Origin of the sequence: Herbaspirillum sp. NPDC101396, assembly GCF_044767365.1 — a bacterium.
GTDB lineage: Bacteria > Pseudomonadota > Gammaproteobacteria > Burkholderiales > Burkholderiaceae_D > Herbaspirillum.
Window position 1 is genome coordinate 427,667 of record NZ_JBIWNT010000003.1, and the last position, 21,474, is coordinate 449,140.

General features: G+C 59.6%; 16 protein-coding genes. 8 read left to right on the forward strand and 8 right to left on the reverse strand.

What is annotated here, in order from left to right:
• The first annotated feature begins 52 nt into the window (after positions 1 to 52).
• Complete coding sequence (locus ACIROY_RS11675; protein ID WP_402341653.1) at positions 53 to 946, forward strand: LysR family transcriptional regulator; 894 nt, start codon at positions 53 to 55, stop codon at positions 944 to 946.
• Here the strand turns inward: ACIROY_RS11675 and ACIROY_RS11680 are convergent.
• The gene (locus tag ACIROY_RS11680; RefSeq protein WP_402342014.1) at positions 943 to 2,739 is read right to left on the reverse strand and encodes a methyl-accepting chemotaxis protein; all 1,797 of its coding nucleotides are present in this window, start codon (positions 2,737 to 2,739) and stop codon (positions 943 to 945) included. The genes ACIROY_RS11675 and ACIROY_RS11680 overlap by 4 nt on opposite strands.
• Before the next feature lie 321 nt (positions 2,740 to 3,060).
• On the opposite strand from ACIROY_RS11680, the gene yddG reads away from it, so the two are divergent.
• The gene (yddG, locus tag ACIROY_RS11685; protein WP_402341655.1) at positions 3,061 to 3,984 is read left to right on the forward strand and encodes an aromatic amino acid DMT transporter YddG; all 924 of its coding nucleotides are present in this window, start codon (positions 3,061 to 3,063) and stop codon (positions 3,982 to 3,984) included.
• A 2-nt stretch (positions 3,985 to 3,986) separates the two neighbouring features.
• On the opposite strand, the gene ACIROY_RS11690 is transcribed toward yddG, so the two are convergent.
• Positions 3,987 to 4,310 (reverse strand): DUF779 domain-containing protein, encoded by a 324-nt coding sequence (locus ACIROY_RS11690; RefSeq protein ID WP_402342016.1) that lies wholly within the window; start codon positions 4,308 to 4,310, stop codon positions 3,987 to 3,989.
• Positions 4,311 to 4,467: 157 nt separating this feature from the next.
• Entirely contained in the window at positions 4,468 to 5,988 is a 1,521-nt protein-coding gene (gene adh, locus ACIROY_RS11695) for an aldehyde dehydrogenase (protein ID WP_402341656.1), read from the reverse strand.
• 297 nt (positions 5,989 to 6,285) lie between these two features.
• Between adh and ACIROY_RS11700 the strand changes: the two genes are divergently transcribed.
• A complete protein-coding gene (locus ACIROY_RS11700) occupies positions 6,286 to 8,202 on the forward strand; it encodes a sigma-54-dependent Fis family transcriptional regulator (RefSeq protein ID WP_402341658.1) in 1,917 nt (638 codons plus the stop codon).
• 61 nt (positions 8,203 to 8,263) lie between these two features.
• On the opposite strand, the gene ACIROY_RS11705 is transcribed toward ACIROY_RS11700, so the two are convergent.
• From ACIROY_RS11705 to ACIROY_RS11715, 3 genes are read right to left on the reverse strand one after another with little or no spacing between them, the layout of a single operon-like run.
• Positions 8,264 to 9,265 (reverse strand): CobW family GTP-binding protein, encoded by a 1,002-nt coding sequence (locus tag ACIROY_RS11705; RefSeq protein WP_402341660.1) that lies wholly within the window; start codon positions 9,263 to 9,265, stop codon positions 8,264 to 8,266.
• A complete protein-coding gene (locus ACIROY_RS11710; RefSeq protein WP_402273005.1) occupies positions 9,262 to 9,585 on the reverse strand; it encodes a hypothetical protein in 324 nt (107 codons plus the stop codon). Before ACIROY_RS11710 ends, ACIROY_RS11705 begins: the two co-directional genes overlap by 4 nt.
• A gap of 13 nt (positions 9,586 to 9,598) precedes the next feature.
• Positions 9,599 to 10,360 carry a GntR family transcriptional regulator gene (locus tag ACIROY_RS11715; protein WP_402273002.1) on the reverse strand — a complete coding sequence of 254 codons (762 nt, stop codon included), beginning with the start codon at positions 10,358 to 10,360 and terminating at the stop codon, positions 9,599 to 9,601.
• Positions 10,361 to 10,482: 122 nt separating this feature from the next.
• Between ACIROY_RS11715 and ACIROY_RS11720 the strand changes: the two genes are divergently transcribed.
• Positions 10,483 to 11,877: a dihydroorotase family protein gene (locus tag ACIROY_RS11720; RefSeq protein WP_402341662.1), complete on the forward strand. Its 1,395-nt coding sequence runs from the start codon at positions 10,483 to 10,485 to the stop codon at positions 11,875 to 11,877.
• A 53-nt stretch (positions 11,878 to 11,930) separates the two neighbouring features.
• Entirely contained in the window at positions 11,931 to 13,319 is a 1,389-nt protein-coding gene (locus tag ACIROY_RS11725) for an MFS transporter (RefSeq protein WP_402272996.1), read from the forward strand.
• Between the two features lie 92 nt (positions 13,320 to 13,411).
• Here ACIROY_RS11725 and ACIROY_RS11730 read toward each other — a convergent pair whose 3' ends face one another.
• On the reverse strand, positions 13,412 to 13,648 hold the full coding sequence (locus tag ACIROY_RS11730) for a hypothetical protein (protein WP_402341663.1): 237 nt from the start codon (positions 13,646 to 13,648) through the stop codon (positions 13,412 to 13,414).
• A 450-nt stretch (positions 13,649 to 14,098) separates the two neighbouring features.
• Between ACIROY_RS11730 and ACIROY_RS11735 the strand changes: the two genes are divergently transcribed.
• Positions 14,099 to 16,849: an EAL domain-containing protein gene (locus ACIROY_RS11735; protein ID WP_402341665.1), complete on the forward strand. Its 2,751-nt coding sequence runs from the start codon at positions 14,099 to 14,101 to the stop codon at positions 16,847 to 16,849.
• On the opposite strand, the gene ACIROY_RS11740 is transcribed toward ACIROY_RS11735, so the two are convergent.
• Entirely contained in the window at positions 16,819 to 18,336 is a 1,518-nt protein-coding gene (locus ACIROY_RS11740; RefSeq protein WP_402341667.1) for a PLP-dependent aminotransferase family protein, read from the reverse strand. The genes ACIROY_RS11735 and ACIROY_RS11740 overlap by 31 nt on opposite strands.
• A 184-nt stretch (positions 18,337 to 18,520) precedes the next feature.
• On the opposite strand from ACIROY_RS11740, the gene ACIROY_RS11745 reads away from it, so the two are divergent.
• Both ACIROY_RS11745 and ACIROY_RS11750 read left to right on the forward strand, forming a co-directional pair.
• Positions 18,521 to 19,108: a flavin reductase family protein gene (locus ACIROY_RS11745; RefSeq protein ID WP_402272987.1), complete on the forward strand. Its 588-nt coding sequence runs from the start codon at positions 18,521 to 18,523 to the stop codon at positions 19,106 to 19,108.
• A gap of 207 nt (positions 19,109 to 19,315) precedes the next feature.
• Positions 19,316 to 21,448, forward strand: coding sequence for an ATP-binding protein (locus tag ACIROY_RS11750; RefSeq protein ID WP_402341669.1), 2,133 nt, complete (start codon positions 19,316 to 19,318; stop codon positions 21,446 to 21,448).
• Positions 21,449 to 21,474 lie beyond the last annotated feature (26 nt).

Below are 21,474 nucleotides of genomic sequence, written 5' to 3' on the forward strand. Positions count from 1 at the left end.
CAGGTATATTGGAAATGAATTTCTACAATGACAGGTATTACGAAAGCTGATCATGAACAAGCTGCGGCAACTCGATCTCAATCTTCTGGTGACGCTGGACGTGCTGCTGTCTGAGCACAATGTCACACGTGCGGCGCAGCGACTCAACTTCTCGCAGCCGTCGGTCAGCGTGCATCTGGCCAAGCTGCGTGAAATCTTCGGCGACCCGTTGCTGTTGCCGGGACCGCGCGGCATGCAGCCGACCGCACGCGCCGAAGAATTGCGGGAACCCTTGCGTGAAGCCTTGCAGGCGCTCGAGCGTGCGGTGGCGCCGGGTGAAGGATTCGATCCCGCCACGGCGGACAATACCTGGCGCATCGCCGCTACCGACGCCACCGAAACGGCAGTGTTGCTGCCGGCCTTGCCGGGATTGCGCGCCGCCGCACCCGGTACGCGCCTGGCGGTGGTTGAACTGGCGCCGACGCGCATTGCGCGGCAGGCGGAGCAGGGCGAGATCGACCTGGCCTTTCATACCAGCCATGATGCGCCACCGGGCCTGCGGCAGCGCGTGCTGTTCCGCGAGCGCTATGTCCTGGTGGGGCGCAGTGGGCATCCCAAGCTCCGGCGCAAGCCGACGCCGGCGCAGTTCTGCGCGCTGGAGCACGTGATCGTATCGCCGGATGGCGGCGGCTTTCGCGGCGTTACCGACGACGCGCTGGCGGCCGCGGGGTTGCAGCGCCGCGTGGCATTGTCGGTGCCGCACTTCCTGTTCATGATGTCGGTGCTGGCCAACACCGACATGGTGGCGATGCTGCCGTCGCGCCTGATGCGCGGATCCGCCGCGCTGCAGGTGGTCGAGCCTCCCGTCGACGTCCCCGGCTACGACATGGCGATGCTATGGCATGAACGCTCGCATCGCGATCCGGCGCATCAATGGTTGCGCGATTATCTGGTGAATTCGGTCTAGTCACTGTCGGTCTTGAACTGACTCACCGTCACGGCAAGTTCGTTTGCTTGAAGCAAAAGGGTCGATGCCGTCGCAGTCGATTCCTGCACAAGGACACTGTTTTGCTGAACCATGGCCTCGAGCTGGCCCATGGCGCGATTGACTTCGTGGATGCCCAGCGTCTGCTCATCCGCGGCTTCCGAAACTTGTCCCATCATTGTTTTGACGTCGTTGACCGACGCCACGATTTCCTGCATGGTCTGTCCAGCCACGGCGACACGCGAGGATCCTGAAGCGATGCTGTCGATGGTGGCTTCAATCAGTCCCTTGATTTCCTTGGCGGCTTGCGCGCTTCGTTGTGCGAGGCTGCGGACCTCACTGGAGACGACTGCGAATCCTCGTCCCTGTTCCCCGGCACGTGCGGCCTCGACTGCGGCATTTAAGGCAAGGATGTTGGTCTGGAAAGCAATCCCGTCGATGGCACTGATAATGCTGCGGATTCTGCCCGCCGCCACTTCGATTTCCTGCATATAGGCAATCACGCCCGTGATCACTTCGCCGCCACGTGCGGCGATCGTCGAGGCGTCAGTCGATTTAGAGTTGGCGTCCTTGGCCGCACTTGCCGACAGGCTGACGGTAGAAGTGATTTCCTCAATCGACGTCGCCGTCTGTTCCAGGCTGGCGGCAGCCGCTTCCGTTCTTCCGGATAATTCCTCGTTTCCGCTTGCAATCTGGTTCGCTGCCTCCCGGACCGCTTCGCTGATGACGCGTACCTGGCGCGTAACGATCAGCAGCTTTTCCGCAAAGCGATTGAACGCCGCGGAGAGCTGCGCCAGTTCGTCTTCGCCTGCGGCCGGCAAGCGTTTAGTCAGGTCGCCCGAGCCAGAAGAAATCGCGATCATTGCGTCTTTGATCGTATCGAGGCGCCTGAGCAATATCGTCGTCACCGCGTACATCACCAGCGCTGCCACGATCATGATCGCGACAAGCACCAGGATCGCGGCGGACAATTGCGAACGCATGCCTGCCGTGGCTTCCGCCTCATCCAGCGCGACTACCACGTGCCAGTCGGTCCCCTTGATCGGCGTTACTTTCAGCAATTTCGTCGCGCCGTTGATCTTGACCGGAAGGGGCTGCGTAGCCGACGTCAAAGCACTGATCGATAGATCCGGAATCAGCGTGGAGATCGGTTTGCCGATCATTTTTGCATCGGAGAACGCAATGATATTTCCGTTTCCTGCAAACAGGATGCCCAGGCTGCTTGGCGTCGGATGAATCGCATCGACGTTCGCCAGCACGGTCGCCATGCTGACGTTGCCTCCCACAACTTCCTTGATCCCGTTCGGCCCTTCCGCCGGCGCGGCGAAGGCCACGACGTATTTGCCGGAAGTGATATCGATATAGGGCGTCGTGACAATCGGCTTGCCCGAAGCCGTCGCTTGTTTGTACCAGGGGCGCTCGACGGGATTGAAGTCCGAAGGGAGATTGGTTTTTGCGGTGGATACAAAAGTCTTGTCCGCGCGACCCATGAACACGGCGGTGAAACCGCCTGCGTTCTGAACATCGATGAACGTCGAGAGTGGATCAGGCTCGCTCGCCGCGGTTCTCAGCGAAATGATCATCTGTGCGCGCGTCGCAACCCAGTCGTCAATGCCGGCGACGTGGCCTGCGGAGACGGAGTCCAGATTCGAAACGATCGACTGTTTGCTGAATATGTTCGCCACGAAATAGTTAAGCGCTGCGTTCGCGAGGAGTGCCGCAGCGAGGATGGACAGACTGGCGATGAGAATTCTCGTCCGGATTGAGCGGAACAATGACATGGTGAAGCCTCGAATAAGTAAGGCGTGAATGCGAAGCCAGTCCGCAATCCCCGGGTTTGTTATGAGAACTGTCTGCAGGCATGTCGCCTGGCCGATCAATTCCGTCGTCAGAACGCCCCGCAGTCGATGGTTCTTCCAGAAGCGAAGCAACAACGGGAGTCGTTTTGCATTATTAATACACGGTGTATACTACTTGTATAAATAAAGCTGTCAAGTTCTGCCGAGTTGATCTGTGGCGCCGAAAGGGCAGTGCCAAGCCCCTCGTTCGGCTAGACTTCGCGCTATCCTTTTTCACCCCGTACTTGTTGGAATTTAATGAATAGCAAGAAAGCCACCCTCATAGGACTTACCTCAGTGCTCCTCTGGAGTTCCATCGTTGGACTGATCCGCAGCGTGAGCGAGTATTTCGGCGCCACTGCGGGAGCGGCCATGATTTACAGCGTTGCCTCTTTGTTTTTGTTCTGCTCGGTCGGCATGCCGAAGCTCGGTTCCTTCCCCAGGAAATATCTACTGTGGGGAAGCCTTCTGTTCGTTACTTATGAGCTTTGTCTTTCCCTGTCGATCGGGTATGCCGACTCGGGCAGACAGGCAATTGAGGTGGGAATGGTCAACTATTTGTGGCCGACATTCACGCTCATCTCCGCAATGACGTTCAGCAGGCAAAGGGCGACCTTGCTGGTGGTTCCCGGCGTGGCTTGCTCCATTGTTGGTATTGCCTGGGTAGTGGGTGGCGATCAGGGACTGGATGTCTTCAGCATGCTTGCCAATGTCAGAGCCAATCCGCTCAGCTACGGCCTGGCTCTGGCGGGAGCTGTTGTGTGGGCTGCATATTGCACCGTCACGACCAATGTCGCGCAGGGGAAAAACGGCGTGACGCTGTTCTTCATTCTTGTCTCATTGGCGCTTTGGGTGAAATTCTTTCTGCAGGATTACCGTCCGATCTCTTTCAGCACACCGGCCGTGGTCTATCTGCTCCTGGCGGCAGCAGCGATGGGCTTCGGGTATGCGGCATGGAATGTCGGCATCCTGCACGGCAATGTCACCGTTCTGGCAGGATCGTCGTACTTCATTCCCGTTTTCTCGTCGGCGCTGTCTGCGATCCTGCTCCGGGCTCCGTTGCCGGGATCGTTTTGGATCGGGGCGTCTCTGGTGTGTGCCGGATCGATATTGTGCTGGCGTGCAACCGGCGCCGGGAAATCTTCAGCGGGGCCGGAAGGCGTCGGCGCAGAGCGGACCTGAACTCATGCCTCCTGATTCTCTTCTCGCAGAATTTCTTGCATCTCTTCTTCGGTAAAAACCCGCGAGCGGGTATGAAATGCTTTGCCCTCAGGGCCTTCCAGTGAGAAGGTGCCGCCATGCCCTTCGATCACATCGATGATCAATTGCGTGTGCTTCCAGTATGCATACTGAGCCCGCCCGATGTAAAACGGACATCCTCCTATGTGGCCGAGATAGACGTCGCCGGCGCCCATCGTGATCTCTCCGGGCAGGTAACAATTTGCCGCGCTGTTGTCGCAGCACCCTCCGGATTGGTGAAACATCAGATCCCCGTGTTTCTTCTTCAGGAACTACACAAGTTCCAGCGCGGCTGGCGTAGCAATTACTTTGTCTACCATGCTGTTGTCTCCATTGTTGAAATGGCGCCTCGGACGTCAGATCTGCCTGTCGTGCGGAGGGAGACAGGTGGCCGTCTCCCTCGCGGCAGTGTTTTTCTCTTGATGTTTAAAAGAAGCCCAGCTTTTGCTCGCTGTAACTCACCAGCAGATTTTTCGTTTGCTGGTAGTGATCGAGCATCACCTTGTGCGTCTCGCGACCGATGCCGGACTCTTTGTAGCCACCGAACGCGGCATGCGCCGGATAGGCGTGATAGCAGTTGGTCCAGACCCGGCCCGCCTTGATGGCGCGACCCATGCGATAGGCGACATTGCCGTTACGGCTCCAGACCCCCGCTCCCAGTCCGTAGAGGGTATCGTTGGCAATTTCGAGCGCCTCGGCCTCATCCTTGAAGGTGGTAATGGCCAGGACCGGTCCAAATATCTCTTCCTGGAAAATGCGCATCTTGTTATGTCCCTTGAACAGCGTCGGCTGGACATAGTAACCATCGGCCAGTTCCCCGCCGAGCTGGGTTTGCGCACCGCCGGCCAGCAATTGTGCACCTTCCTGTTTGCCAAGATCGAGATACGACAGGATCTTGGTCAGCTGCTCGCGCGATGCCTGCGCGCCCATCATGGTGTCGGTGTCCAGCGGGTTTTCCTGTTTGATGGAGGCAACCCGCTTGAGCACCCGTTCCATGAACTTGTCGTAGATCGATTCTTGAATCAGGGCGCGAGACGGGCAGGTGCAGACTTCGCCCTGATTGAATGCAAACAGCACCAGTCCTTCAATTGCCTTGTCGAGGAAGCCGTCGTCCTTGTCCATGACATCGGCAAAAAAGATGTTCGGCGATTTTCCTCCCAACTCCAGCGTGGCGGGAATCAGGTTGTTGGCCGCGGCCTGGGCAATCACGCGGCCGGTGGTGGTGGAACCGGTAAACGCAATCTTGGCGATGCGTTTGCTGGTAGCCAGCGGCAAACCGGCTTCACGGCCATAGCCGTTGACGATGTTGAGTACGCCCGGCGGCAGCAGGTCGGCAATCAGCCCGGCCAGGATAAGGATGCTGACAGGCGTTGATTCCGCCGGTTTGAGCACCACGCAATTGCCGGCGCCGATGGCGGGAGCCAGTTTCCAGGCGGCCATCAGGATCGGGAAATTCCAGGGGATGATCTGTCCGACGACGCCCAGTGGCTCCTGGAAATGGTAGGCCACGGTGTTTTCGTCGATATTGCTCAATGCACCTTCCTGTGCGCGCAGGCAACCGGCGAAATAACGGAAATGGTCGATCGCCAGCGGAATGTCGGCATTGAGCGTTTCGCGGATCGGCTTGCCGTTGTCGACGGTTTCAGCGTAGGCCAGCAATTCCAGGTTGGCTTCGAGCCGATCGGCTATGCGGAGAAGAATGTTGGCGCGTTCGGCGGCAGGCGTGCGGCCCCAGCTGTCGGCTGCGGCGTGGGCGGCATCAAGCGCCAGTTCCACGTCTTGCGCAGTGGAGCGCGCCACTTTTGTATAAGGCTTGCCGCTGATTGGGGTGATGGCGTCGAAATATTGTCCCGTCACCGGTGCGACCCATTTACCGCCGATGAAGTTGTCGTAGTGCGTCTGATAAGTGATTTTGGCGCCGACAGCGCCGGGGAATGCGTAGAGCATTGTTGTCTCCTGAATGTTGTCATGATGGTGAAAATATCCCTCGCGGGTATCCCTCTCTATCAAGTCTTGTGCCACGGCATCCCGTGTTCGCTAAGTCGTTGATTTGATTCTTTTGCTGTCGGACCACGCGTGTTGCGGAGCCGGTCGGCAGAAGAGGTGCAACGTTCCGGAACGTGACAACTGTTCCAAAACGTGACAATCGGCGCATATCGCCGGCAAGAGCATTGCGCAGACGCTCGAACTATTTCTATACTGCTGGAACAACAAGCGGAACGACACCGCTACCGAGGAGACAGCATGGCCAATTCAAGCGCTGTACTGGCGTTGCGCCACGCGCGACAGCATCTGATCGAGCATGGCAACATGCCCGCCGGAGTCGTGAACGAACGGCTGGCGCGTTCCTGGGAACGCAGCATAGCGGCTGGTCTGCTGCCCGTGGGGCGGCTTCCCGCCGTCGAATTTTCGGAGCGCGACGCCTTGCGCCATGTACTGGTGCGAAATCACGAATTGCTCGCCTATTCCCGTCCCGTGATGGAGTACCTGTTCGAGCAAGTACACCCCTCGCAAAGCGTGGTGGTGCTGGCGGACAACCGTGGCACCTTGATGCACACGCTGGGCGATCCCAACTTCATGAGCAAGTCCGAACGTGTCGCCTTGTCCGCAGGTGCGTCCTGGCGTGAAGAACAACGTGGCACCAATGCAATCGGCACGGCCCTGGCCGAAAAATGTGCCATTGAAATCCATGGCCCCGAACATTTCCTGGAACGTAACGGTTTCCTGACCTGCGCCGCAGCGCCGATCATGTCGTCGTGCGGCCAACTGCTTGGCATTCTGGATGTGTCCGGCGAACAGCACACCGGACAGTCGCATACGCTGGGCCTGGTCAAGACCGCTGCACGCATGATCGAGAACCGCTTGCTGGTGGCCGACTGCCGTCGCAAGCGGCACCTGCGCATCCATTTTCATGCCCAGCCGGAAGGCATTGGTACGCTGGCGGAAGGTATCCTGATGTTGTCCGGCGACGGCAGGATCATCGGCGCCAATCGTGTCGCGATGGCGTTGTTTCGGATGAATTCGCTGCAGGTCGGCGCGTTGCATCTGAACATGGTGATCGACGTCAACCTAGATAGCTTGCTGGCGCAGCATCGGCGCCGGCCGGATCAACTGACGCCGGTGCACTTGCACAACGGCGTGCTGCTGTTTGCCCAGTTGCAGACTGATTACGTTGCGGCGGTTGCCATGCCTTCCGCCAGTCCGGCCAGCGCTGCGCCTCCTGCCGATGCGCTGGCGGTGCTCGACAACGGGGATCTCAATTGGCGTAGCGCGGCGGACAAGGTGCGTCGGGTGCTGGACAAATCCATTCCCATTCTGATCCAGGGCGAATCGGGAACGGGCAAGGAATACCTGGCGCGCGCAGCGCACGAGAGCAGCCTGCGTCGCAACGGCCCTTTTGTGGCGATCAATTGTGCCGCCATTCCGGAAAACCTCATTGAAGCCGAATTGTTCGGCTACGCACCAGGCGCTTTTACAGGCGCCAGGAAAGGAGGCAGCCCCGGCCGCTTGCAGGAGGCGCAGGGCGGCACGCTCTTTCTCGACGAGATAGGCGACATGCCGTTGACGATGCAGACGCGGCTGTTGAGAGTGTTGCAGGAGCGCTGCGTCACGCCCTTGGGTGGCGGCGCGGCGGTCGCGGTTGATTTTTCCCTTCTCTGCGCGACGCATTGCAAGTTGCGTGAAGAGGCGGAAAAGGGGGCGTTCCGCAGCGATCTGTACTATCGCCTCAATGGTCTGACGGTACAGCTTCCGGCACTGCGCGAACGCAGCGATTTTTGCAGTCTGGCAGGCAAAATCCTAGCCGGCCAGCACGCCGGACGCGAGCTCTATCTGGCGCCCGCCCTGTTGGAGCAGATGCAGCGTTTCGCCTGGCCGGGCAATTTGCGTCAGTTGAGCAGCGTCTTGCGTACCGCCGTCGCCATGCTCGACGATGATGAGAACTGCATCGACTGGAAGCATCTGCCGGACGACATTGCGGAAGATTTATTGGCGGCGCGAAAACAGGCGACCGCCGTCTCGGAAGAAGCGCCGCAGAATCTGCGGGCGCTGTCGCACAACGCCATCCGGCAGGCCCTCGAAAAGAGCGATGGCAACGTCTCGTTGGCGGCCCGCACGCTGGGCATCAGCCGGCAGACGCTGTATCGAAAAATGCAGGATTGATTCGACGATTGATTCGACTACGGCGCTCTCCGGAGCGGAGTTTAGAGCGGATCAGTCAAGGTCAGCGCAGCGCCATTTCGGCGAATCGTCCGTCAATCAGCCGATGTTCAACGAGCTGATGCAACGAAGCGAGGATACGTTCACTGGTGAGGCCGTCGGTGATGAACACGAGGCGAGAAGTATCATCCGCAGCCTCCTGAACAGGAAGATGCGTCGGCGGATAGACGCGATGCCGGACGCCTTGCACGACGAGCTTGCCCGGGCTGGATCTTACCGACAGTACTGATTTGAAGCGCAGGATCCGATCTCCGTGGCGATTCAGGAGGGCGGTGAGCCAGACGGAAAATGTCGCCCAGTCAAGAGCCACGTCGAGAGCCGCCGAAAAACTTTGCACTGACAAAGTATGTGCATGGCTGATTGCCTGTATCGGCGGCAATTCCCTAACAGCTACGCCCATCTCCGTCGGAGCAAATGCATGTTCCGGCACGTCGCTGAACATGATCGTGCAAGCCGGATTAACGGCGCGCACCACGCTCAGCAAGGCCTGTGCAGCCTCATCGGACACCAGATCCGTCTTGGTGAGCACGACGCGGTCTGCCGCCGCCAGCTGGGCGGCGGCTTCGGGAAAGCGCTTGAGCGACTCGGTTCCTTCCAGGGCGTCGAAGGTGGTGATGCAGGGACCCACATGGATATATTCGTTGAGATTCTCGTCCGAGAGGATGGTCCCGAGAATCGGGCCGGGGTCGGCCAGGCCGCTGGTTTCGATGATGATGCGCTGGAGATGCGGTAATTCTCCACCGGCCCGGCGTTTCAATATGGTCAGCAGCGTCGTGCGCAGATGTTCCAGCACGGTGCAGCAAAGGCATCCATCGGCAATCGTTTTGATTTCAGACTTCAGATGCAGCGTCAGACGGTCGTCGATTGATTCACGACCATATTCATTGATGATGACCAGCGTCGATTCGGGGGAGCTTGTTTCAAGAAAGCGCTTGAGCAGCGTCGTCTTCCCGCTGCCGAGAAATCCCGTGACGATATTCAGTTCAAGGCGAGGGACGAGTCTCATGATGCCTTCTCCGCTTGAATAAAGTCAGGTTCAAGGGGGTCCAGCAAAGTATGTCCGAGCTGTTCCGCGATACGCCATAACGACGACAAGTCGGCGGCGACCTGGCGGCGACCGGAGGCGTTCTCGACGTAATACGACTCGCCATCCCAATCGCCGGCATCCAGGCCGCGCGGCCTCAGGATGCGTTTGATCAGTTGCAGTCGCCGCGTGCGTTCTGCACGATTCTCCAAAATACCCTTGGCGACAGAATGCTGCCCCATCGGGTCACCTGCGTCGGTCCAGTGCTGGCCTACGCCAAAGACGGCACATACTTCACACATCGCAATGCGCTCCTTACAGTGAAGACGGAAATGCCGACATGCCGACCGACATGCCGCCGATGGCGCTCAGCGAGATATATTCCGTGACCCGCTTGCGCGCCAGGTTGGTATGCGAAGCGGCGAGGTTCTCGGCGCGGTCGGCGTCTTGCTCGACCAGGGCTTTCAGAATTTCCCGATGCTCGTCCAATATTCTTCCGAGATGGCCTTCTCGTTGCTCTTCGGTCGGAAAAGTCTCGTAGCTCATCGCCAGACGCGCCACCCGAAGGTTTTCCGTCAGCAGATTGGCGTAGATCTTCGCCAGCACGCGGTTGCCGCAGGCGTTGCCGATGGCCAGATGCAGATCCCAGTTGCCATCGATCATGCCGTTGACGTCGCCCTGTTCATGCGCGTGTTCAAACGCGACCACCAGCGCTTCAATCTTAAGCAGATCCGCCGGCGTACGCCGTAACGCCGCCAGCCGGGTCGTCGCGCGTTGCGCCAGTTCGAAGGCTTCCAGATGCTCCTGTAATTGCGGGATATCCATGGACGCCACCCGCGCGCCGCGGTTCGGCAGCAGCGAGATAAGACCTTCGGCTGCAAGACGGATCATCGCTTCTCTCAGTGGTGTTCGCGAAATGCCGAACTCATCCACGAGCGCCTGTTCATCGATATCGTCCCCGGGACGCATCGCCAATGACACGATGCGTTCGCGCAGCAGGTGATAAGCCTTGGTCGCGCCGGATCCTTTGGCATTTTTGGTGACGTCATCTTGTTTCACTTCGTTCTTTTTAGGCATTGCTTCTCTGCAAAAGTGTGGTGTTGAGAGAAGTTTAGTGAAAATAATCCCTTGACACAAGATGTTTATACAATAAAAATAAGCTGTGTATTTATTGTGTATATTTAAATGAGGGATCCAAAATGACTGAAGCGACGGCTGATCTGGTGATCAGGAATGGGCGGGTACATACTTCGGAGGGGTGGTCGATCGTCAATATCTGCGTCAAAGGCGAAAAGATTGTGGGCTTGGTAGACGAGGCCAATACGCCGCCGGCGAAGCGAACTATTGATGCCGGCGGGCTGGATGTCCTGCCCGGCTTGTGGCATGTGCATTGCCACTTCCGCGAACCGGGGCATACCTATAAAGAAGACTTCACCTCCGGCACCACGGCGGCGGCGGCCGGCGGCATCACGTTCTGTATTGACATGACGAACAACGATCCGCATCCGACCACTCTGGAGACATTTGAATTGAAGCGCGAGAAAATCGCCGCCAAAGCCTTGGTTGACTACGCCCTGTATGGAGGCGGCTTGTATCCCAAGACTGTAGAGGCGCTAGCCAAAGCTGGCGCCATCGGCATCAAGATCTTCAACACGCGCCATGTCAAGGAGGTCTATCCCTATATTTCGGAACTCGGGGTGGTCGATCACGGCATCCTGCATGAACTCTACGAAGCGATTGCCGATACCGGCCTGCTTTGCGCTGTGCATCATGACGACAGCGAGTGGTGCAAACGCCTGACCTTCCGTGATTACATCAATCCCGGAAAGACCACCAACCGTGACTACATGGAAGCCTATGAACGCGGCTACATGTATGGACACGGAATGGCGGCGGGACTGGCGGCATCCATCTATTACGCTCAACTGACCAAGGTCAGGCTGCACGTGCTGCACATGGGCGTCATGCCGCCCGCAGCAAATGAACTGGTGCGTAACGCCAAGAGTCAGGGCCTGGATATTTCCTGTGAGATGGAGGCGGCGACGCTGTTCATGACGCGGGAGCAGGCAGAAAAAGTAGGGCCTGGCGCGTACGCCTGGGCGTATGCACCCGAAGCGCATTGGGAAGCCGTGCGCAACGGCACCGCCGACATGCTGGTCGGCGAACATGCGCCGCACACGCTGGAAGAAATTTCTCCGGGCTGGCTCGACAATTTTTCTGTACCGCTCGGCATCACCGGTGCCCAGGAATTCATTCCGCTGGTGCTCAACGCAGTCAACGACGGGAAACTCGGGTTGAACGATGTCGCACGATTATGCGCAGAAGCGCCGGCCAAGCGATTCGGTCAATTCCCCAAGAAGGGCCGGATTCAGGTTGGCGCCGATGCCGATTTCACCATTGTCGACATGCAGAAAAAGCAGACCTTCACCGTCGGCGACATGCATACCAAGGCCGGCTATACCACGTGGGAAGGGATCGGCACCAAAGGAATGCCCGTGTTCACGATCGTGCGGGGAGTGACCGTAATGGACCACGGCAAGATTGTCGGCGTACCAGGCCATGGACAATTTCATCCCGGCATCGCCGCAGCCTGAGCAATCACACATAAAAAGCAGTTATCTGCTTCATAAAAGCATACTGTCGGAAAATGCCGGCAATACAAAGGGAGTCAAACATGAACACGCTAGGGAACGTTTCGCCACTGACGCAGCAGGAGATTGCTGCGCGCCTGGACCGTCTGCCGGTTTCGAGATTTCACATCACCGTGCTGGTGGTGGCAGCAATGTCTTTGTTCTTTGACACACTCGATACCGTCATTACCGGCTTCGTGTTGGCTGCGCTAAAACCGATCTGGGGATTTGACGCAGCGATGATCGGCATCATCTCCGCCATTGGTTTGTCCGGTTATCTGGTCGGTTCCGCCTGTGCAGGTTTCGCCGCCGATAAATACGGGCGCAAGAAAATGATCATGCTGACCCTGGTCATGTACTCGATATTCTCCGCCTCGCGCGGACTGGTCAACGACGTCTGGGGGTTTGCTGCATTGAATTTCTTTACCTGGCTGTTCGTCGGCGCGGAAAGTTCGATCGTGCCGGCTTACCTGGCCGAACTCTGGCCCACACGTGTGCGCGGAAAGCTCGGCGGCTGGATGATGGGATTCTTCGCACTGGGCATCGCCTTTTCGCCGATCTGGGCATTGAACATCATTCCGCAATGGGGATGGCGCGCGGCACTGTTCCTGACCTTGCCTTTCGCAATCGTGGTCGGCCTGATGCGATCCGGACTGCCGGAGTCGCCGCGCTGGTTGCTGAGCAGGGGACGCGCCGCCGAGGCGGAGGAAGCGTTGTCATGGATTGAGACTCGGGTTGGTCGCATCTTGCCCGATATCGCCGTTCAGGTGAAGCCGAGTGACGCCGTACCAGTCAAGAAATATCGAGCGCGGGATCTGCTCAGTCCGAAATTCCGCAAGACCACCATCATGCTGTGGCTGGCCTGGTTCGCAGAGTATGGGGTGCTCTACACGTTCATGACTTTTGTGCCGACCTTGCTGGCCATGGAAGGGTTTGGCATCGTCAAGTCGTTTCAGTTCTCGATCGCCATCTATGCATCGGTCATTCCCGGCTACATATTTGGCGGCTATATCGTCGACTGGCTCGACCGCAAGCCGACTGCGATTCTCGCTTTCATCGGAACGGCAATTTTCGGCACGCTCTTCGGCCTGGCAACGACATCAACCATGCTGATGGCATTCGGCGGGTTGACGGCGTTTTGCCTGGCCCTCGGATCGACGGCGATCTACAGCTATACGCCTGAACTGTACCCTACTGAAATCCGCGCCACCGGCATGGGTATCGCCTCCGCCTGGGGAAGAGCCGGCGCCATTATCCTGCTCCTGGTATTCGGCGTATTCGCGGTACTGAAAGGAAAGTTGTTCGTCTTTCTCATCAGCGACGTGGTGTTGTTCGTGGCGGCGATCGCCATCGCAAGATTTGGTCCGTCGACAAAAGGACAGTCTCTGGAAGATGTTTCGAGCTAAGCGAATGCGTCTGCCGACGCAGGGATCTCCAGCTAAAGACCCGCTTAGAGCGGGTCTTTTTCATACCCGGGATGTTCCGCGAACGCTGAAGGCTAGAAATTCCCGATTGCAATCTTGCGCGCCGCGTGCACGCGCGCAAGATCAATGGCCTGCTCGCGGCTTTGCGCCGGCTGTTCTGACGCGACCGGCTGGCGCTCCAGAACGCGGATGCTGCGATAGGAGGCGGCGCGGCCGCGATAGATGGTCAGGTACGGCGTCCATGCCGATGACGACAGGTCGGGGTAGGCCTCGAGCACAATTTCATATTGACCGATGACTTCAATCAGCATGCGTTCTCCGTTGGGTGTGGTTGCGTGTGCGCATTGTTTGGAACGTCGAGCTTAGGTGCGCGTTGCCGCTGCCACCATCCGACCAAGGTGTGGCTGTGCTCATACCTTGGTTTAATCATCGCCTTTTTCCGACCGTGTTCCGGCTGCACTCCTTCATAGCGCAATCCCTTGTCCGTAAAGACTTACGCGCGATGCCAGTCGTTCTCATTCCAGCTCAACTGTGTTCCTCGCACGTTGCCTCATGTGTGCGTCCAGCACCGATGCACTTGCTTCTACACTTGCTGCAACAGCTCGAATAGCGACAAGCGGCGCCAATCCGGCGCAGGTGTCGCGGTTCGTTCAGGCACAGCGAGGGCATCAGATGACACTCGGAAATCTTTCCATACGGATCAGGCCGGCCATGGATCATCGCGCCATCTGTGTCGCGTGAACACCATCGCGGGAGGCTATATGCGCAGACATCTTTTCGATCACGTCGGCTTCAGCCGCACCGTCCTTGAGTGGTGTACTTTCTGCGCCGTGCTGGTGTTCACCGCCTTGCTGATCGCCAACTTCATCTGGGCCGAACGGCGCTTGATCACGGCCTCGGAAACCTCGCGCATGCAGACGCAAGCCAGGATCATTGAAGAAAATCTGTCGCATCAGTTCCAGGGCGTGCGCAATGCGCTCGACAGTGCGCGTGAAGCGATCAGCGACCCGACGCGCTGCGGTGGTGACTGCCAGAACCTGCTGCTGCATTCGCTCAAGCGCGCCATGCCGGGCGTGCGTGCGCTGGTCGTGCTCGACGCCGAGGGCAAGATCCGCATGTCGGCCGACGACATGGGCGACCGCCATCTGGACGACCGCGATTTCCTGTCGCAGATTTCACAGATGTACTCACGCAAGCTGATGTATCTGTCGCAGCCGTTTGAAAACACGCCGGGCGTGTTCAACATCAAGTTGTCGATGCCCATCCTCGATGCCGGCGCGCACAACGTCGGCGCCATCAGCGCCATCCTCAATCCGGAATACTTCGACGCCGTCATGCGTTCAGCGCTGTACGCGGAAGACATGAACAGCGCCATCACCCAGGAAGACGGCCGCCGCGTGCTGTTCGTACCGGCCAATACGGCAGCGATGCGCTCGCTTGGCGCAGGCGAGGACGACTTTCTGCTACGCCATTTGCGCGCCGGCAATGCCACCAGCGTACTGGTCGGGCTGGGCGGCGACGGCGAGAAGCGCATGGTGGTGCAAAGAAGCGTGGCGCCGGGCGACCTCGGGCTGGACAAGACCCTGGTCATCAGCCTCACGCGCAGCGTCGACAAACTGCATGCCGGTTGGCACGACCTGGCGATGTCCTACCTGCTGGCGTGGTGCGTCTTCGCCATGATCGGCTCACTGGCGCTGGCGCTGGTGCAACGGCGCCAGCGCATTGCACAACATCTTGTGCGTGTGCACGAGGCGCATCAGGCCGAAACCGCCGAACGCATCGAACTGGCGCTGAGCGGCGCCAACCTTGGTCTGTGGGATTGGGATATCCCCAACGACAGCCGCACCGTCGACGCGCGCGCCAACGCCATGCTAGGCTATCCGGCCGAGCGCCAGCACAATACGCCCGGCGAATGGCGCAGCCTGGTCAATCCTGAGCATCGCGACGAACTCGACCGGGTGCTGCGGCAGCATCTGCACGACAGCAGCCATTCGTTCGAAGCCGAATATCAGATGTGGCATCGCGAAGGCCGCTGGGTCTGGATCCAGTGCCGCGGCCGCGTGGTGGGGCGCGACGCGCAGGGGCGGGCGGTGCGCATGGTCGGCACGCGCATGGATATCAGCGCGCGCAAGCAGGCCGAGGCCGACATCGCGCATTTGGCGTTCTACGACGGCCTGACCAATCTTCCCAACCGGCGCCTGCTGCTGGAACGCCTGGCGCATGCAGTGGCGCGCAGTGAACGCGGCGGTTATCACGGAGCGGTGATCTTCGTCGATCTCGACAATTTCAAATCACTCAATGACACCATGGGCCACGACATGGGTGACCAGTTGCTGGGCCTGGTGGCGCGCCGGCTCACGCAGGTGACGCGTGAAGTGGATACCGTGGCGCGCCTGGGCGGTGACGAATTCGTGATCCTGCTGGATGACCTTGGCGCTTCCCCCGAGGAGGCAGGCAACAACGCCGAGTTCGTTTGCCGCAAGGTGCTGGCCGCGCTCAACGCCGGCTATGCACTCGGCGCCTATGAATTGCGCAGCACGCCCAGCATTGGCGTGGTGATGTTCGGAGGCGGCGAACACACCGTCAACGACTTGCTGCGGCAGGCCGACATGGCGATGTACGAAGCCAAGGCGGCAGGGCGCAATACTTTCCGTTTTTTCGATCCGCGCATGCAAGAAGCGCTCGACGAAATCGCCATGCTGGAAACTGACCTGCGACACGCACTGGCGCGCAAGGAACTGCTGTTGCACTACCAGCCCATCGTCGACCACGACGGCCGCCTGAGCGGCGTCGAGGCGCTGATGCGCTGGCGCCATCCGCAGCGCGGGCTGGTATTTCCCGGTACCTTCATCACCCAGGCCGAAAAGTCCGGCATCATCGTCGAGTTCGGCGAATGGGCGCTGGAAACCGCCTGCGAGCAACTGGTGCAATGGTCGGCGCATCGCGACACTGCGCATCTGACCATTGCGGTCAATGTCAGCGCGCGCCAGTTCCGCCAGCCGGAATTCACCCAGCGCATCCTGCAGATCATCGAGCGCACCGGCGCCAATCCGCGCCGCCTCAAGCTGGAATTGACCGAAAGCATGCTGTTGACCGACGTCGAAGACCTGATCCGCAAGATGAGCATGCTGAAAACGCATGGCGTCGGCTTCTCGCTGGACGATTTCGGTACCGGTTATTCGTCGCTGAGCTATCTGAAGAAGCTGCCGATTGACCAGTTGAAAATCGATCGCTCGTTCGTCCAGGACATGCTGCTGACGCCGCATGCATCATCGATTGTCAGGACCATCGTCAATCTGGCGCAGAGCATGGGGCTGGAGGTGGTGGCGGAGGGGGTGGAGACGGCGGAGCAATGGGCGGCGCTGAAGAAGATCGGCTGCGGCAACTTCCAGGGTTACCTGTTCGCCCGGCCCGGCACGATCGGTGATCTGCGGCATTGGTTCGCCGCAGTCGACGACACGGCGGCGAGCCTGCGCTCGTCTCACCTGAGCTTGGTCAATCCGATTCCCTGAACGGCTGCGTGCGGCCGGGAAACTTCCGGCAAGGCCGCAGGGGGCGTTGCCGCAATGGGCCTTACCACGTCCAGCTGCGTGGCAATGCCGCCGAGCGTTTGCACTGCGTCTTCCAGTTTCGGACTCCAGGGAAAGCTGCAGTTCAGGCGCAGGCAATTGCGGAACTGTTCGTCAAGGCTGAACATGGTGCCGGGCGCGATGCTGATGCCGTCACTGTGGCCGCGCGAATACAGTTCCAGGGCATCGATGTGCGCGGGCATGACGACCCACAGCAGATAGCCGCCGGCCGGGCGCGATACGCTGGTGCCGGGCGGGAAGAAGCGCAGCACCGCCGCGCTCATGATGCGAACCTGTTGCGCATAGGTCTTGCGCAGGCGGCGCAGGTGGTAATCGAAACCTTCGTTCTTGAGGTAGTCGGCGATTGCCATTTGCGGCGTCGACGGCGTCGTCACCGTGTTCAGGAATTTGAGACCTTCGATACTCTCTCGATAGCGCCCCGGCAAGGTCCAGCCGATGCGCGGTTCGGCCGTCAAACTTTTCGAGAAAGAGCTGCAGTACAGCACCAGTCCGGCGCGGTCGAAGGCCTTCAGCGATTTCGGACGCTGCTCGTCGAAATGCAATTCGCCGTAGACATCGTTTTCGATGAGGGGAAGATCATGCCTGCGCATCATCTCCACCAGCATTTTCTTGCGCCGCTCGGGCATGACGAAGCCAAGTGGATTCTGGAAGTTCGGCATGACGATGCAAGCCACGATGCCCTCAGCGGCGATGGCTTCTTCCAGGGCGTCGATATCGATGCCGGTCTCGGGATCGGTGGCGATCGGCACGGCGCGCATGCCCATGCGGGCGATGGCATGCAGCACGGCGTAGTAGGCCGGCGCCTCCACGGCGATGGCGTCGCCGCTCCTGGCGACCGCTTGCAGGCACAGGTTGATGGCTTCGGTGGCGCCTTCGGTGATGATGATTTCGGCGGCGTCGATGGCCAGCCCGGTTTCGAGATGGCGGCGGGCGATTTGCCGGATCAGTTCGGGATGGCCGGGCGGCAGCGCGCCGATCAGTTCCTGGCGTTCGCGGCGTTTGTAGAGGCCGCGTGCCAGCTGGCTGATCCTGGCCTCGGGGAACAGCGAAGGGTCGGGGTAGGGCGAGCCGAGCGGTACCGAATTCTGGCAATTGATCATGCGCAGGTTGGACAGCACCAGTGCGTACGACGACAGGTTTTCCGCCGTCGGCTGTATCGCCGGCGGGCGCGAGGACGCTGTCGAGGATGCGGCGTCCTTTTGGCCGGCGCGCACGAAGTAGCCCGACTGTGGCCGGCTCTCGATCACGCCGCGGCTTTCCAGCAACAGGTAGGCGCGGATTACGGTGGAGATGCTGAGATTGTGCTGCTGGCTGGTGCGCCGGACCGATGGGATCTTTTCGCCCTCGCGCATAACGCCGCTGGCAATCTGTTCTCCGATGGTTTCCGCGAGCGTTTCGTATAGCTTCATGGTGTTTTCCCCGAGGTGCTTCATTGCACCCTTTTTCCATGTTATGTCGCCGACTGCCGTCCGCCAATCATACGAGAGTATGAGCGCGTCTTATTGTATTTCCGGCCGGAAAGGCTGTTCCTGTCCGCTTTTCCGGATCAGACGATAATACAGATTTTCCGAAATCCACCTTCAAGTAAATGACATGAGCGAACATATATCCGCAGTTGAACTTGGCAAGGCCTACCGATTGTTGAATCACGGTCCGACGGTGCTGGTGTCGGCCGAACATGGCGGCACCGTCAACGTCATGGCGGCGGCCTGGGCTTGCGCGCTCGATTTCGCCCCGCCCAAGGTGACGGTGGTGCTGGACAAGGCCACTGCCACGCGCGCGCTGGTGGAGCAGAGCGGGTTCTTCGTGTTGCAGGTGCCCAACGCCGCCCAGCTGGAACTGACCCAGGCGGTCGGCAGCACCAGCCTGTCGGAAGTACCGGACAAGCTCAGCTGCTGCGGTGTGGAGTTGTTCCGGGCGGAAGGTCACGACCAGCCGCTGGTGGCCGGCTGCTCGGCGTGGCTGGCATGCCGCCTGATCCCGGAGCCGCACAACCAGAATACCTACGATCTGTTCATCGGCGAAGTCGTCGGCGCCTGGGCCGACACGCGGGTTTTCCGCGACGGACACTGGCGCTTCGAAGACGCCGGTCCGGAATGGCGCAGCCTGCACTACATTGCCGGCGGGAATTACTACGCCATCGGCGAACCTCTGCGTGCCGCCGGAGGCGAAGCGGCGTAACCACGCCCGCGCCGATCACTTCTCTTTGTCCTACACGGTAATCAGTGTTTCTCGACCTGCTCTTTTGCGGCGGCATTGGAGATACTCCTCAGCGCCGGAAGGAACATTGTTGTCATCAGTACATGTGCTATGGCAACCTGTGACGTCAGCGGGGGAGCGGCAAACATTCATCGGGAACAGCTCTTGGACACCAACAATAATCAACCAATGGCGACAGACGCAGCGGATCTCAGCGCACCGCGCGTGGGATTCGACTTGCAGCGACGCCTCCTGATCGCCTTGCTGGCGCTGTGCGTGCTGATTTCTTTCACACTGCTGAGCGTGCTCGGCTTCGTCCAGTGGCATACCTTGCATGAGCAAGCCGAATTGTCTGCGGCGCGCGCCACCGTGGTGGCCAAGGAACACGCGGACAAGGTGTTCGAACTCAACGCCGCGCTCAAAGGACGTATTGAAGACTTGCTCGGCGGGATGAGCGAGAGCGCGATCCACGCCGACGAAAAAAACATCCACACCAAATTGCGCCGCATGATCGCCGGCCTGCCGCAGGTCGTGTCAGTCGGCATCATCGGCAAGGACGGCGAGCTGCTGGTGCACAGCCGCGAGTATCCGTCGCCGGGGACGATCGTGTCGGATCGGGATTACTTCAAGACACTCAAGGAAGGCAAGCTGGAGTCGGTGTCGCCCGTCGTGATCGGCCGGCGCGCGTTGCAGCCGGTGTTTACCGATGGCGTGGCGCGGCGCTCGGAGAGCGGTGAATTCCTCGGCATCATCCTGGTGTCGCTCGATCCAAATTACTTCTTGTCCTTCTATGAGGAAATGCTGCCCGGCGACATGCATCAGTCGTTGTCGCTGGTGCGCGAGGACGGCGCGCTCCTGGTCCGTTATCCACGCCTGCTGGGCGAATTCTCGACCGTGCCGCCGGGGTCGCCGTTCTTCCGTGGCATCCAGGCGAACTCGGAGTCGGGCGCGTTGGTCGGTATTTCTCCCATCGACGGCGACAAGAAAATCCTCGCGTATCGGCGCGTCGCCAATCACGACCTGTATGTGGTGTCGGCCGGCTCGCTGACAAGCGTGCGAAACGCCTGGCTATCCTACATGGCGTTGGCGGCGGCCTTGCTGCTGGTGCCGTGCGGGCTGCTGTGCGGGATCATCCTGTTCGCGATTCGTAAAGTGCGCGACCAGCGCGTCGCCTGGAGCCATTGGAGACGCGAATTCAGCCTGCGCCACACGGCCGAATCCACGCTGCGCGAATCACAGAAATTCGAAGCGCTCGGCAAGCTGCTCGGACGCGTCGCGCACGATTTCAACAACTGCCTGATGGTGGTGACCACCGGCATCCAGATCATTCGCCTCAAGCGTATCGCCGGCGTCGAGAAGCAGATCGACGCCATCGAACGTGCCGTCAACGGCGGCCAGCAACTGACACGGCAATTGCTCGGCGTGAGCCGGCGCCAGCCCCTCAAACCGGAGATTTTTTCTCTGCAAGTCCGCATTCCTGAATGGGAGGTGCTGCTGCTCAATCCCATCGGCGCGGAGCGCTGTACGGTCGAGGTGGAGCCCGACACCTGGCCGGTTTGCGTTGATCCGATCGAACTGCAACTGGCACTGATCAACGTGCTCATGAACGCGCGCGACGCCAGCCCGCAGGAAGGCAGAATCACGCTGCAAATCGGCAACGTCCTCAAGCGCAACGAGGCGCAGACACACGATTATTTCGTGCGCCTTGCCATCATCGATCATGGCATTGGTATGTCCGAGAGCGCGCGCCGGCAAGCATTCGATCCGTTGTTCACGACCAAGGAAGCGGGCAAGGGAACCGGGCTGGGATTGTCGCAGGTGCAGAATTTTGCGCGCGCAGCCGGCGGCCATGTCGAACTGGACAGCACGCTCGGCGTCGGCACCACCGTGTCCATTTTCCTGCCCGCCGCCGACGGCGCCCCGCAGGCATTGGAGCAGGCCGTAGTGCCCGCCGCAGTCAAGCCGCTGACACTGTTGCTGGTCGAAGATAACCTCGACGTAGCCGATGGCATCATTACTTTGCTGCAGACTGCAGGACACAAGGTCACGCACATGAAGAACGCAATGGATGCGGAGCAGTTCCTGCTGAGCAACCAGGTCGAACTGGTGATCTCCGATATCCACATGCCGGGAGGCATCACCGGCATCGCGCTGGCGAAGAAACTCCAGCTGTCTCACCCGGCATTGCCGGTGATCCTGATCAGCGGCTATGCCGAAGACCTGCAGTCGGCGATGAAGAGCGGCTTCAAGGTGGTGTCGAAACCGTTCTCGCTGGAAAGCATCAATCAGCATTTGCAACTCGATGGCAGGCCGCTTGGCTAGAAGATGGACTTCAGGAGGGTTTTTCG